The sequence below is a fragment of the Paenibacillus dakarensis genome (assembly GCF_001373415.1).
GTDB classification, from domain to species: domain Bacteria; phylum Bacillota; class Bacilli; order Paenibacillales; family Paenibacillaceae; genus Paenibacillus_AQ; species Paenibacillus_AQ dakarensis.
On sequence record NZ_CDSE01000086.1, the window covers coordinates 44,282 to 57,690 of the forward strand.

General features: G+C 45.9%; 11 protein-coding genes. 1 reads left to right on the forward strand and 10 read right to left on the reverse strand.

Going from position 1 to position 13,409, the window contains the following annotated elements:
- Positions 1 to 21 precede the first annotated feature (21 nt).
- From BN1234_RS18500 to BN1234_RS18530, 8 genes are all read right to left on the reverse strand, one after another.
- Positions 22 to 777, reverse strand: coding sequence for a tRNA threonylcarbamoyladenosine dehydratase (locus BN1234_RS18500; RefSeq protein WP_054958126.1), 756 nt, complete (start codon positions 775 to 777; stop codon positions 22 to 24).
- A gap of 68 nt (positions 778 to 845) precedes the next feature.
- On the reverse strand, positions 846 to 2,624 hold the full coding sequence (aspS, locus tag BN1234_RS18505; protein ID WP_054958127.1) for an aspartate--tRNA ligase: 1,779 nt from the start codon (positions 2,622 to 2,624) through the stop codon (positions 846 to 848).
- A gap of 47 nt (positions 2,625 to 2,671) precedes the next feature.
- A complete protein-coding gene (gene hisS, locus BN1234_RS18510) occupies positions 2,672 to 3,916 on the reverse strand; it encodes a histidine--tRNA ligase (protein WP_170308084.1) in 1,245 nt (414 codons plus the stop codon).
- Positions 3,917 to 4,601: 685 nt separating this feature from the next.
- Positions 4,602 to 5,027 carry a hypothetical protein gene (locus tag BN1234_RS18515; RefSeq protein ID WP_054958129.1) on the reverse strand — a complete coding sequence of 142 codons (426 nt, stop codon included), beginning with the start codon at positions 5,025 to 5,027 and terminating at the stop codon, positions 4,602 to 4,604.
- A 76-nt stretch (positions 5,028 to 5,103) separates the two neighbouring features.
- On the reverse strand, positions 5,104 to 5,610 hold the full coding sequence (locus tag BN1234_RS18520; protein WP_054958130.1) for a type 1 glutamine amidotransferase domain-containing protein: 507 nt from the start codon (positions 5,608 to 5,610) through the stop codon (positions 5,104 to 5,106).
- 143 nt (positions 5,611 to 5,753) lie between these two features.
- Entirely contained in the window at positions 5,754 to 5,918 is a 165-nt protein-coding gene (locus BN1234_RS22330) for a hypothetical protein (protein WP_156337271.1), read from the reverse strand.
- A gap of 106 nt (positions 5,919 to 6,024) precedes the next feature.
- Positions 6,025 to 6,471, reverse strand: coding sequence for a D-aminoacyl-tRNA deacylase (gene dtd / locus BN1234_RS18525; protein WP_054958131.1), 447 nt, complete (start codon positions 6,469 to 6,471; stop codon positions 6,025 to 6,027).
- A gap of 15 nt (positions 6,472 to 6,486) precedes the next feature.
- Entirely contained in the window at positions 6,487 to 8,661 is a 2,175-nt protein-coding gene (locus BN1234_RS18530; RefSeq protein ID WP_054958132.1) for a RelA/SpoT family protein, read from the reverse strand.
- A gap of 326 nt (positions 8,662 to 8,987) precedes the next feature.
- On the opposite strand from BN1234_RS18530, the gene uraA reads away from it, so the two are divergent.
- Positions 8,988 to 10,307, forward strand: a complete 1,320-nt coding sequence (gene uraA, locus BN1234_RS18535; protein WP_054958133.1) for a uracil permease — start codon at positions 8,988 to 8,990, stop codon at positions 10,305 to 10,307.
- A gap of 101 nt (positions 10,308 to 10,408) precedes the next feature.
- Here uraA and BN1234_RS18540 read toward each other — a convergent pair whose 3' ends face one another.
- Entirely contained in the window at positions 10,409 to 10,924 is a 516-nt protein-coding gene (locus BN1234_RS18540) for an adenine phosphoribosyltransferase (RefSeq protein ID WP_054958134.1), read from the reverse strand.
- 34 nt (positions 10,925 to 10,958) lie between these two features.
- Entirely contained in the window at positions 10,959 to 13,361 is a 2,403-nt protein-coding gene (recJ, locus tag BN1234_RS18545; protein WP_054958135.1) for a single-stranded-DNA-specific exonuclease RecJ, read from the reverse strand.
- Positions 13,362 to 13,409: the final 48 nt, after the last annotated feature.

Consider the following 13,409-nt stretch of genomic DNA (forward strand, 5'->3'; position numbering starts at 1 on the left):
AGGAATAAATTAATTTACCGTTTATAAAGAAATGCCCGCTCTTTCAAGCAATTCTTTCACTGCAACACTGACCATAATCAAGCCGGCAACCGGTGGTACAAAAGCATTACTTGCTGGCGGCTGTTTCGCCTTTCGAATCTCCGGTGCGTTCTCAGGCACGATTTTGTCCGTTACATCCTGACGGGGTTTCATCGGTTCTTCTGTAGAGAAGACAACTTTAACCCCTTTCTTGATCCCTTCCTTGCGCAGCTTTGTGCGAATCACACGTGCGATTGGGTCCATCGATGTTTTCGAAATATCTGCCACCTGAAACTTGGACGGGTCCATCTTATTCGCGGCACCCATGCTGGAGATCATCGGAATCCCGCGTTTCAGGCACTCCTTGATCAGATGAACCTTGTATATGATCGTATCGGAAGCATCAAGCACATAGTCCAGATCATATTTGAACAATTCTTCATACGTCTCATCGGTGTAGAACATATTAAGTGCGATGGCTTCGCATTCGGGATTAATCAGCTTTACACGCTCCACCATCAGATCTGCCTTCTTCTGACCAATGGTAGTCGTCAAAGCATGAATCTGACGATTAATGTTTGTGATATCCACAACGTCTTTATCGATTAATATAATTCGGCCAACTCCTGTACGGGCAAGAGCTTCCACCGCCATAGATCCTACGCCGCCGATTCCAAGCACAGCTACCGTGCTGTTTTTCATCACACCCAGCCCCTCAGGTCCGATCGCCAGCTCCGTACGGGAAAACTGATGCAGCATCTTAAATACCTCCTAACAGGCAAGAAACGGCTGAAAAACAGCCGTTTCCCCCATTCATCTGAAATTTACTACTTCTTGTCGTCACCTGGTTTTTTGGCAAGCTTGATATGAAGCTGTTCAAGCTGTCCTCCATCCACCATTGAAGGTGAATCCATAAGAAGATCTGTTGCGCTTGCTGTTTTCGGGAATGCAATCGTCTCACGCAGGTTGTTGCGTCCTGCAAGCAGCATAACCAGTCGGTCCAGACCGAAGGCGATTCCGCCATGCGGTGGAGTACCGTATTCGAACGCATCCAGCAAGTAGCCGAACTTCTCGTTAGCTGTCTCTGGAGATAAGCCCAGCGCAGCGAACATTTTTTCCTGAATATCACGTTTGTATATACGCATTGAGCCGCCGCCCACTTCATAACCGTTCAATACAATGTCATAAGCCTGCGCTCGTACAGCAAGAGGATCTGTATCAAGCAGTTCAAGATCATCGTCGTTCGGACGAGTGAACGGATGATGCTCTGCCACATAGCGCTTCTGCTCTTCATCATAGCTTAAGAGCGGGAAGTCCAGTACCCAAGCGAACTTGAATTCATTATCATTGATCAAGCCCAGCTGACGGCCGATCTTGAGACGAAGTGCGCCAAGCACATCAGCTACAACTTTTTTGGTATCCGCTGAGAATAACAGCAAGTCGCCGTCTTCTGCACCAGTGCGTTCTCTAATCGCTTCAATTTCCTGCTCGGTAAAGAATTTCACGATAGGTCCCTTGAACTCTCCCTCTTTCACCTGAATCCAAGCGAGTCCTTTCGCTCCGTAACGGGCAGCGTATGGTCCAAGATCATCGATCTCTTTACGCGTCCAGGTACCGCAGCCTTTAGCGTTCAGACATTTCACTTCGCCGCCTTTTTCGATGACAGAAGCGAACACTTTAACACCACTCGAAGCCACAATATCGTTCATTTCGATCAGTTCAAGGCCAAAACGAAGGTCCGGCTTATCGGAACCGTATTTGCCCATTGCATCCGCATAGCTGATCCGCTGGAATGGAGTCGCCAATTCAACACCAATCGTTTCTTTAAACAAGCGAACCATCAGCTTCTCCATCATGCCCAGCAGGTCGTCGCGGTCCATAAATGAAGTCTCAATATCGACCTGAGTGAATTCAGGTTGACGGTCTGCACGAAGGTCCTCGTCACGGAAGCAGCGAGCAATCTGGTAATAACGCTCAACCCCACTGACCATTAACAGCTGCTTGTAAAGCTGTGGAGATTGCGGCAATGCGAAGAATTCGCCTGGATGAACCCGGCTTGGTACCAGATAATCACGCGCACCTTCCGGAGAGCTCTTGGTCAGGATCGGTGTTTCAACATCTACAAAGCCTTCTCCGTCCAAGAAGTCACGGAACACTTTAGAAGCTTTGGAGCGAAGCATAAGCGTCTGCTGCATTTCCGGACGACGCAAGTCAAGGTAACGGTACTTCAGACGAAGCTGCTCGTCCACTTCCACTCCATCTTCAATGAAGAACGGAGGAGTCTTAGCTGTGTTTAATACTTCGATTTCTGTAACCTGAACCTCAATTTCACCTGTAGGAAGGTTAGGATTAATCGTTTCAGCATCCCGCTTGACCACTTTACCGGACACCGCTATTACGTACTCCGAACGAACTTTATCTGCAATTGCCAAGGCATCGCCTGAAAAATCCGGATTGAATACAACCTGCATAATTCCGCTGCGGTCGCGAAGATCGATGAAGAGCACGCCTCCCAAGTCGCGGCGAGTCTGCACCCAGCCGTTTAATGTTACGGTATCTCCAATGTTGGCGGTCGTTAATTGACCGCAATGATGCGTCCTTTTCATGATTCCATCATACCCCTTTTATAAGTAATTAAGCCGAATACGGCAGGCTAAACGATTTCTTTGTGCAAATCTTCCAACTTCACGGTGCGCTGCTCGCCGGTCTCCATTGACTTCAGCGCGATTTCTCCACGAGCCAGCTCATCCTCTCCGAGGATCGCAGTATAACGAGCTTGCAGACGGTCAGCTGATTTCATCTGGGCTTTCATTTTGCGGCCAAGATAGTCACGTTCTGCGGAGAAACCTGCACTGCGCAGATTGTAGATCAGCTTTGTAATTTCCTCTTCAGCTGCTTCACCGAGTGCCACAAGATATACATCCAGCGGCTTGACTGCGTTCAATTCGATGTTCTGATGTTCAAGAATCAACATAATCCGTTCGAGTCCAAATGCAAAACCAATCCCCGGTTGATCAGGCCCGCCGAATTGACCTACCAAGCCATTAAAGCGGCCACCGCCACCCACGGTGTCAATCGCTCCGATGCCCTGAGCCTTAAATTCAAAAGCTGTGTGGGTATAATAATCGAGACCACGAACGAGACGCGGGTTGATTTCATATTCCACACCCATGCCTTCCAGATATCCCTTTACCTTTTCAAAATGGGTACTGCACTCTTCATCCAGACTATCCAGAATGGAAGGCGCCCCGTCGAACTTGTCCTGGTCCTTCTTGCAATCCAGTACACGCAGCGGATTCCGCTCCATCCGGGACTGGCAATCTGAACACAGGTTATCTCTCATCGGCATAAGGAAGGATAATAATCGGTCACGATATGCTGCCCGCACCTCTGGAGTTCCAACGGAATTGATCTCTACCTTCACGCCTTGAAGTCCGAGCTCTTTCGTAAACGTATAACCTAGCGAAATCACTTCCGCATCTACCGCCGGACTAGCGGCTCCAAACACTTCAACACCAAACTGGTGGAATTGACGATAGCGGCCTGCCTGTGGACGCTCATAGCGGAACATGGGAGCGATGTAATACAGTTTGGTTACATCAGGCTCACCGTACAATTTATTTTGAACATAAGCTCTCACCACTCCGGCTGTTCCCTCCGGGCGAAGCGTCATGCTGCGGTCACCTTTATCCGTAAAGGTGTACATTTCTTTCTCAACGATATCCGTCGTTTCCCCAACGCCGCGTTCAAACAGAGATGTCTGCTCAAACAGCGGTGTGCGGATTTCCCGGTAGTTGTAGCGACGGCACAGATCCCTTGCCTTCTCTTCAACAGACTGCCATTTCTCAACCGTACCCGGCAAAAAATCCTGTGTACCAGTAGGTTTCTCAAACTTGATATTCGCCATCGTTCATCCCTCCATCAGTCCTGCCAATCTACTTCAGCAGAGGACTGTGATCTCTATGTTTCTCTTCAGAAAAACCAAAAAAACCCTCATCCCCGCGTTGTTCATACAACAACAGGGACGAGAGATTATAGTCAACAGATATCTCCCGTGGTGCCACCCACATTCCGGAACATCCAAGCATGATCGTTTTAAGGATCATGTTACACGAGGATTACTCCGCTTCAACCCGGATAACGCCCGGCAGCGCAGAATCGGCTACTTCATTCCTATACCAATACATCTGATACATCGTTTCGCCGTCTGTTCTCGGGGAAGTCATTCGTCCACTCATCAAGAGAATCCTTACAGCCTAAGTGGGATTCCTCTCTGTTCTTGTGGGGATGGAGTACTTGGTCCCGTCATCAAATCAGTATCAATATTTATTGTACCCAAAACATTATATTTCTTGATTGTAATGAACCGCCGCACTAAAGTCAAGAAACTTCCGCTGAATTGTCCATAAAAAAGAAAAAAACCTACAAACCGATGTTGTAGGTCCAAACCATTATATAAAAAAGGGGGTCATGCTATTATTATAAACAGCTTATATTAAGGAATCATAATACTAATATTACAGTTATATTACAAGCTTGAAGGCGGTCTCTTAGAAATAGCTGTTCATAGATCAATGCAGGTATTATTCAAAACGCTCAACATAAGCATGTTTTCTTCGCAATACTTGAACGATTTCCTCATATTCCGCATCACTTACTTTACATGATAAAACATATTTCAGATCATCGTAGTCTGAATCCGATAAAGCATCTCCATCTACCCAATCATCACGATCTGCCTCTGGAACATCATCAGGACGAGGGACCACAGGTACAACTGCCCCTGGTCCGTTTCCTATTGTACCCGTAGCCGTTCCAGTCCCCATTGCACCACCGCCAGTGCCAGTAAGGCTCCATGGAACGAGTGGTACAATAAGATTGGGTCTTTGACCTAATGACTCCTGAAGCTGCCCTACTTCTAATTGATCAACATGATACGTCTGAAGCGATGTTCTTGCTCCTTCAGCTTCACTCTCTGTCCTGAAATAAGCTTGAATTTGTTTAGACATGTCCATTCCTCCTTTTTTATAAAAAATATGTTGAAAATCCGGTGTTGCCTGAACAAGCCCAACCAGAAATTTATTGTTACAGCACTTTCAGCAGCTCACGCACGAACGCCGGCTCATCCTTAGGTGTACGTGAAGTAATAAAGTTGCGGTCAACAATAACTTCCTCATCCTTAAACTCGGCACCCGCATTTACCATATCATCTTGAAGCGGAGGATATGATGTGATGGTACGCCCCTTCAAGAGGTTAGCACTGGCCAAAATTTGCGGACCATGACAGATGGAGGCAATCGGCTTGTTCGCTTTGTCAGCCTCCGTGACAAATTTTAAAATATGGGAATCCAGACGCAAATTTTCCGGAGAAGATCCGCCTGGAATAACCACTGCATCATAATCCTGAGCATTTACATCAGCAATTGCTTTATCAATGGTGTAAGTAACCTTACCCTGTTTTCCTTTTACCTCCTGGCCTTGTTTCAGACCTATAATATCAGCCTGATGACCGGCTTTCTTCACTTCCTCGTAAGGAGTTTGCATCTCGGAATCTTCAAATTGATCAGCTAGCAAAAATGCTACTCTACTCATTATGTTAAGTCTCCTTTCGCTTTTGTCCTCGTTTTCTTATTACCCTACTGAGCTTTTTTTATAACAGGGGTTTTTAGCATATAATGAAGAAACAGCACGATTTAGACAAGAAAAAAAGCCGCCATATTGGCAGCTTCCTGGATTTATCCTCTCGGTAGTAACACCAGGCCACTAGCTTTCACATCCATCTTCCATAACGGATCAGGAGGATGCAGCACAGACCGACTCAGATCTTCCGTTTCTCTAACTCCACTAGACTCAAGCAGTGGAACTTCACGAAAGCGGGCAGATTTAGGAGATTGTCGCATTTATGATTACTCCTTAACATTGTGATTCAGCTGATTCCCCTGTTTCACAGCATGTCCAGGTTATACATAAACTATGCGTCTGTTCCTCACTCCACCCTGATATCAATTATGAATTACGACTATCTACAATGATGGTTACAGGCCCCCAGTTCGTGAGAGACACATCCATCATGGCTCCAAACACGCCTGTTTCCACATGTAACCCATTTGCAGCCAGTTCACGGTTAAATACATCATACAGCTTTTCTGCCTGTTCTGGTCTGGCCGCTGCCATAAAGCTAGGACGTTTTCCCTTACGGCAATCACCATAAAGCGTAAATTGGGATACGGAAAGAACCGCCCCGCCAACATCAAGGACACTGAGATTCATTTTATCCTGCTCGTCCTCAAATATTCTCAGACCAGCAACCTTGTCCGCTAAAAATTTGGCGTCCTTCTCCTCATCCTCATGGGTTACACCAACCAGTACCATAAGCCCCTGACCAATGCTTCCTACAATTTCTTCATTAACCGAAACTTGAGCGTTCTTGCATCGTTGAATAACAACCTTCATAAATGATTAACCCCCTCACTGGATGATTCGATGAACGGTGTAGACATCCTTCACACGCTTAATTCGCTCAACAACCGAATGAAGGTGATCCGTATTGCGAATCAGAATCGTCATGTGAATCATGGCCATCTTATTTTTGTCGGATCGACCTGTTACAGCTGAAATATTCGTTTTACTCTCCGATACAGCTTGAAGCACCTCATTAAGAAGCCCGTTACGGTCATGTCCGGTCACTTCAATATCCACACTGTAATTCGCTTCAACAGAAGATTCCCATTCCACCTCAATTACACGTGCTGACTCCTCATCATCTCCCGTTGCCGGAAGATTCGGACAGTCTGCCCGATGCACAGAAACACCGCGCCCTCTCGTTACATAACCAACAATTTCATCTCCAGGAACCGGGTTACAGCATCTTGCAAACCGGACAAGCAGATTGTCTATCCCCTTGACGCGAACCCCGTTTGTTGGACGGCTCCGTTTCTCAGGTGGTGCTTTGATTTCTTTCACTTCACTGGTTAACTCAAGCAAGCTGGCTTCTTCTTGCTCTTTACGAAGCTTCTCCGTTAACTTAGTGCAAATCTGGGCAGCTGTTATGCCTCCGAAACCAATCGCTGACAGCATATCCTCGATATCATTAAATGCAAATTTCTTCGCAGCCTCAATTAACTTATCATCAGACATCCAGGCAGATGGATCAACACCGAGACGCTTTAATTCACGTTCCAGCATGTCCCGGCCCTTCTCGACATTCTCTTCACGCTTCTCTTTCTTGAACCACTGCTTGATCTTGCTTCTGGCATGAGAGGATTGAGCAATTTTAAGCCAGTCCTGGCTCGGTCCATATGAATGTTTTGACGTCAGGATTTCAATAATATCGCCGGTTTTCAATTGATGGTCTAGAGGAACAATTCTTCCGTTAACCTTGGCCCCGATTGTACGGTTGCCGACTTCCGTATGAATACGATACGCAAAATCGAGCGGAACCGATCCCGCAGGGAGCTCAATAACCTCACCTTTTGGTGTAAACACAAACACCAGATCGGAGAAAAAGTCCATTTTAAGTGATTCTACAAACTCCGAAGCATCCTTCGCTTCATGTTGAAGCTCAAGAATCTCACGGAAAAAGGTCATTTTGTTGTCAAAATCACCCGTCCCGTTTCCTTCTTTATATGCCCAGTGGGCTGCAATACCAAACTCGGCAGTGCGATGCATTTCAACCGTTCGAATCTGCACCTCGGTCGGTTCACCATTCGGTCCAACTACCGTGGTATGAAGAGACTGGTACATATTTGCCTTAGGCATAGCGATGTAATCCTTAAACCGCCCCGGCATCGGCTTCCATAAAGTATGAATAATACCCAGGGTTGCGTAACAATCCTTAATATTATCCACAATGATGCGAATCGCCAAAAGGTCGTAAATTTCGTTAAACTGTTTATTCTTGACAGACATTTTGTTGTAAACACTGTAAATATGCTTCGGTCTGCCAGACAATTCAGCCCGAATTCCCATTTCGTCCAGCTTCTCTTGAATCCGGTTGATTACATTGTCGATGAACTGCTCCCGCTCTGCGCGTTTCTTGTGCATCAGGTTCGCAATCCGGTAATACTGCTGCGGATTTAAGTAACGGAGCGCAATATCCTCCATCTCCCATTTGATAGCTGAAATACCGAGACGGTGCGCAATCGGACAAAAAATCTCCAGTGTTTCATGGGAAATACGGCGCTGACTCTCTTCCGACTGGTACTTTAATGTACGCATATTATGAAGACGGTCTGCCAGCTTAATAACAATCACACGGATGTCCCTGGCCATTGCAATAAACATTTTACGGTAGTTCTCATTTTGCTGTTCTTCCTTAGAACCAAACTTTATCCGTTCCAGTTTGGTAAGCCCATCTACCAACATAGCGCACGTATCGCCGAACTTCGCACGGATTTGCTCCAGGGATACCGTGGTATCCTCAACAACATCATGCAATAGCGCAGCAATAATAGACTCCGTGTCCATTTGCATATTGACAACGATGTCAGCCACAGCAAGCGGATGGAGAATATAAGGTTCTCCCGATTTCCGCACCTGTCCATGATGAGCCTGCTCCGCAAATTCATAAGCTTCCTGAATACGAAGAAGATCGGGTTCTTTTATATAGGCGCCAGCCTTTTCGAGTAATCGCTCTATGCCCATTCTTAGTCCTTCTCTTCCCTTTCTATATAAAATAGAACCCGCCCTTTGTCTAAACGTGCAGGTTCCCTTATCGTATGTTTTCTTTTCATTATGACGCTTACGGTTGTTCACGTCAACACTACACGCCAGGTAAATGGGCTTAACGTCAGGCTTTCTCGTAATTCAATTTCGATTTCTCGAGCATTTCCGTTAATATTTTACAAGAGTGTATTTTTTGGCGAATTATTAAAAATTGCTATTGAAAAAGAAACCGTTTGTATTTAATCTATTAAAGATCATGAATGAACGGCTTATGTGATTAAAAAATCCTTAAGGAGTGAATTGGTTTGCAACGCGAAATTCAAGTAAATGAAAAGCTTCCGTTTGGCCCTGGTTTCCTGCTGAGCCTTCAGCATTTGTTCGCCATGTTTGGAAGCACCGTACTCGTACCGAATATTTTCGGTGTGGATCCTGGTATGATCCTGCTGATGAACGGAATCGGTACTTTGCTTTATATTTTTTTATGTAAAGGAAAGATTCCAGCTTATTTGGGTTCGAGCTTTGCATTTATTGCACCCGTAAGTATTGTAATCGCTGGTAATCCGGCCGAGAACTACGGCAAAGCGCTAGGAGCCTTTATTGTAACAGGTATCATCTTTTGTCTTATTGCTCTTATCATAAAGTATGCAGGCACCCGCTGGATTGATTTTGCATTCCCTCCGGCCGTCATGGGCGCAGTTATTGCGATGATCGGATTGGAATTGGTTCCGGTCGCAGCTGACATGTCAGGCTTCCTTCCTCCAAGCGATCCTGCAGAAGCCGCCAATTGGTCGATGGATCCTACAACCATAACCATTTCATTAGTTACTCTTGGCGTTACAGTTTTCGGTTCGATTTTATTCCGCGGTTTCCCCAAAATCATACATATCCTGATCGGTATCGTAACCGGTTATGCATTATCTTTTGCTATGGGTATCGTGGATACTGAAAAAATCACCTCGGCCAGCTTCTTCTCCAGTCCCCAGATAACTACACCCGAATGGGATTTGGCAGCTGTTTTCACCATTATCCCCGTAGCTATTGTCGTAATTGTAGAGCATATCGGACACCTTCTCGTAACCAGTAATATTGTTGGTAAAGATCTTTCGAAAGATCCTGGCCTTCATCGTTCACTCCTCGGTAACGGTATTTCGACAATCCTGTCTGGCTTTGTAGGCTCAACACCAAATACAACTTACGGTGAGAATATCGGCGTTATGGCACTAACCAAGGTTTACTCTGTACGGGTCATTGGCGGGGCAGCTGTTATTGCTATCCTGCTTTCATTCTCAGGTACGTTCTCTGCCATCGTCGCTAATATACCTAGGCCTGTCATGGGCGGCGTATCAATGCTTCTGTTCGGTGTAATTGCTGCTTCAGGTCTACGGATCTTTGTTGAGCAGCGTGTTGATTTCTCTAAGGCAAGTAATATGATTCTTGCTACCCTCGTGCTTGTTGTTGGTATCAGCGGAATTTCGATCAAGATCGGCAATACAGAACTTAAGGGAATGGCATTAGCTACAATCGTTGGCGTGCTGCTTGCAATCCTGTTTAAACTTTTCGACATATTGGGGATATCAAATGAAAAAGCGGATGAGCAAACCGCAGCTGAGAAGACTGCGAATTAATCTCATCTTATCCCTGACATCATAAAAGCCTTTCGGTAGTTTAGCTACCGAAAGGCTTTTATTTATTATTTCCCGGGAAAAATCGCTATGATTTAGCCCGATTATTCATATTTCATAAGTGAAAAGACATCAATTCCATCAAGCTTCTCGCGGCCATTAAGCTCTGTAAGCTCAATCATAAACGCTGCTCCTACAACATTTCCGCCTAGCTGGCGAACCAAATTCACGGAAGTAGCAATCGTTCCGCCTGTAGCCAGCAGATCATCTGCAATCAAAACGTTCTGGCCCTTTTCAATCGCATCAATATGCATTGCCAATTGGTCTTTACCGTATTCCAAATCGTAACCCACTTCAATCGTTTCATATGGCAGCTTACCGCTCTTACGAATTGGTGTAAAACCAACGCCCAAAGCATATGCTAAGGGGGCTCCTACTACAAATCCACGAGCCTCAGGACCCGCAATAACATCAATTTTGAGATGCTCAACCATATTTTTTAAATCATTGATTGAACTGCGGTACATTTCACCATTCTTAAGCAGCGTAGTAATGTCCTTAAAGCTAATTCCTGGCTGTGGAAAATCAGGAATGACACGAATATAATCTTTATAATCCACTAATATCTCCTCCTAGGTCAGATCACTGACGTTGTTACGATGCACCTTGTGACCGGATTTTCATCCAATCGGTTAGTTGTGCGGTACTTGCATACAGCAAATGCTGTTCCATATCTGCTAACTCATTCAGCTCCCTGAAATGACGGGAAGCATCAAGCGGTTTTTTATCCGGCTTCGTTATAAAGGTTATCATTCCTTCAGACCGCTCGATGAACACCAGTTCCTCGAACACATCAAGCACTTTTTTCAGCATTCTCGGTGAAAGGGAAGACTGCCTGTTCATCTGCGCAATCACTTTTTCCTCGGACACTGGCTGAGTACCTATACCGGCAAGCATAATATAGAGCTTTTTAAACTGATCCCGAGTCGGTATTTGCAATACATCTCGCTTGCTGCGGACCGGATGCAGCAAAAATATATTGGGCACGGAGCGAAACGATGACAGCAATGTGTCAAGCTGTCCCGGTGTCTCCGGAGCGTCCAGCACAAACAACACGGAGATCGACTCACAGCCGCCTTTTTCAGCAACTGGATTCATCGGCAAAATGCCAGCATTCCTATCATATACCCAAAGGGACATATCATACAAATGACTTTTTATTGTATCTTGTGAATTTTGTGCAAATACGATCGCAGAGCGAGAAGCAGAGCAATGTATATGCGGCACAAGCGCCTCTCTCCACCGTTTTACTTCCCGCAAAGGCTCCTCTAAACCACGGTAATCAAACACCTGCTGGTAAGGGACAGATAAATCCTGAATCATCAGCTGCGGTTTCCGATTTCCGTTCCATTCATTCACAGACAGCTCACCCAGTACATCCACCCTTGTACCTTCCGGCAGCACGTCGGCCAGATAGCCCAAACCAAAAGCAACGGCCTCAAGCTGGTTACCGTTTTGTTGAAAACGCAGCCTTAAGTGCTTGTTTTCTTTGCCCATTTTACGGGTTTCTTTCACTTCAAGACTTCGAAAGACCATTTTCGGAACCGGATTAGACATCCCAAAAGGCCCCATCATCTCCAGCTCATCAATGACCTTAAGTGGAACATCGGCAATATGGCACTCAAGATCAGCCTGATGTACAGGAATAAAATGTTCTTCACTCAATACATGATCAGCAAACCTGCATAATCCCTGTTCAAACTCCTCTAATTGATCCCTGTGAAGACTCATTCCTGCTGCTGCAGGATGCCCTCCAAAGTGATGCATCAAATCCTTGCAGGAATGAAGGGCTGCATAGATATCGAACCCTGCAATAGAGCGAGCAGACCCCTTGCAATTCCCGGTCTCCGGATCGATCCCAAGTACCACAACCGGTCTGTAAAACCGCTCCAGTATTTTGGAGGCTACGATTCCTACGACACCTACATTCCAACCCTCACCTGCAAGAACGATAACAGGCGGAAGCTCATCATATCCAAAGCGATTATGAATCATATCCATGGACTCTTGAACAATTTCCTCCACAACCTGCTGCCGTTTCTTATTCAATGCATCCAGCTCCCATGCCAGCTCTTCAGCTTTTTTCTGGTCATGTGTTGTCAACAAGGTCACAGCTCTGCCGGCATGATCCAAGCGTCCGCTGGCATTAATTCGGGGTGCCATGGCAAAAGCTACATTGAGTGCAGTTACCTGATCTACTTTCACACCGCCCACCTCAAGAAGGGCCCTTATCCCGACAAATGAAGTTTGCTGCATGGAGAGCAGGCCATTCTTCACCAAAATTCGATTCTCACCCGTCAGCGGCATCAGATCCGCAATGGTACCGATGGCAACAATCTCGAGCCATTCTTGAGGTGGAGTTCCTATAAGAGCTTGAGCTAATTTGTAGGCTACCCCAACCCCAGCCAATCCCTTAAAAGGATAAGGGCAAGAAGGAATTTTAGGATTAATCAGCGCATACGCATCAGGAAGCTGTTCTGGAGGTTCATGATGGTCAGTTACAATTACATCAATTCCAAGCTCGCTGGCATAAGCGATTTGTTCAACGGCACTTATTCCTGTATCAACAGTAATGACAAGGCTCACGCCTTGCTGATGAGCCCAGTCAAGCGCATGATTATGGAGTCCGTAACCTTCGTTAGAGCGATGCGGTATATAAATATCATAGGAAGCGCCAAGATAGCGCATCAGATAGATCATGAGTGAAGTACTGGACACACCGTCAGCATCGTAATCTCCATAGATCAGAATATGCTCTTGCTCCTCTAATGCCTTACGGATTCGAGGAACTGCTTTATTCATACCGGACATTAAGAAGGGATCATGTGTCAGTTCGAAGCCCCCGTTCAAGAACAACTCCCCCTCCTCCGGAGAAGTAATTCCTCTAGTTGTCATAAGAGAGGCTATCAGAGGAGACACTGAGAGCTTCTGTTCCAGCAGTGTGGACATCTCTTCATCAGGAGATAGCATTTGCCATTTGTACTTGGAATATAGCACAGTCGTTCACCTTTCTTCTCACTTCAGCACCTTTTTGCCGATCTAGTT

Excerpts from the sequence above, each read along its gene's own strand:
- BN1234_RS18515 (WP_054958129.1), bottom strand. The coding sequence starts at position 5,027 with ATGTCTAAACAAATTCAAGCTTATTTCAGGACAGAGAGTGAAGCTGAA.
- BN1234_RS18500 (WP_054958126.1), bottom strand. The coding sequence starts at position 777 with ATGCTGCATCAGTTTTCCCGTACGGAGCTGGCGATCGGACCTGAGGGG.
- aspS (WP_054958127.1), bottom strand. The coding sequence starts at position 2,624 with ATGAAAAGGACGCATCATTGCGGTCAATTAACGACCGCCAACATTGGA.
- BN1234_RS22330 (WP_156337271.1), bottom strand. The coding sequence starts at position 5,918 with ATGCGACAATCTCCTAAATCTGCCCGCTTTCGTGAAGTTCCACTGCTT.
- dtd (WP_054958131.1), bottom strand. The coding sequence starts at position 6,471 with ATGAAGGTTGTTATTCAACGATGCAAGAACGCTCAAGTTTCGGTTAAT.
- BN1234_RS18520 (WP_054958130.1), bottom strand. The coding sequence starts at position 5,610 with ATGAGTAGAGTAGCATTTTTGCTAGCTGATCAATTTGAAGATTCCGAG.
- BN1234_RS18530 (WP_054958132.1), bottom strand. The coding sequence starts at position 8,661 with ATGGGCATAGAGCGATTACTCGAAAAGGCTGGCGCCTATATAAAAGAA.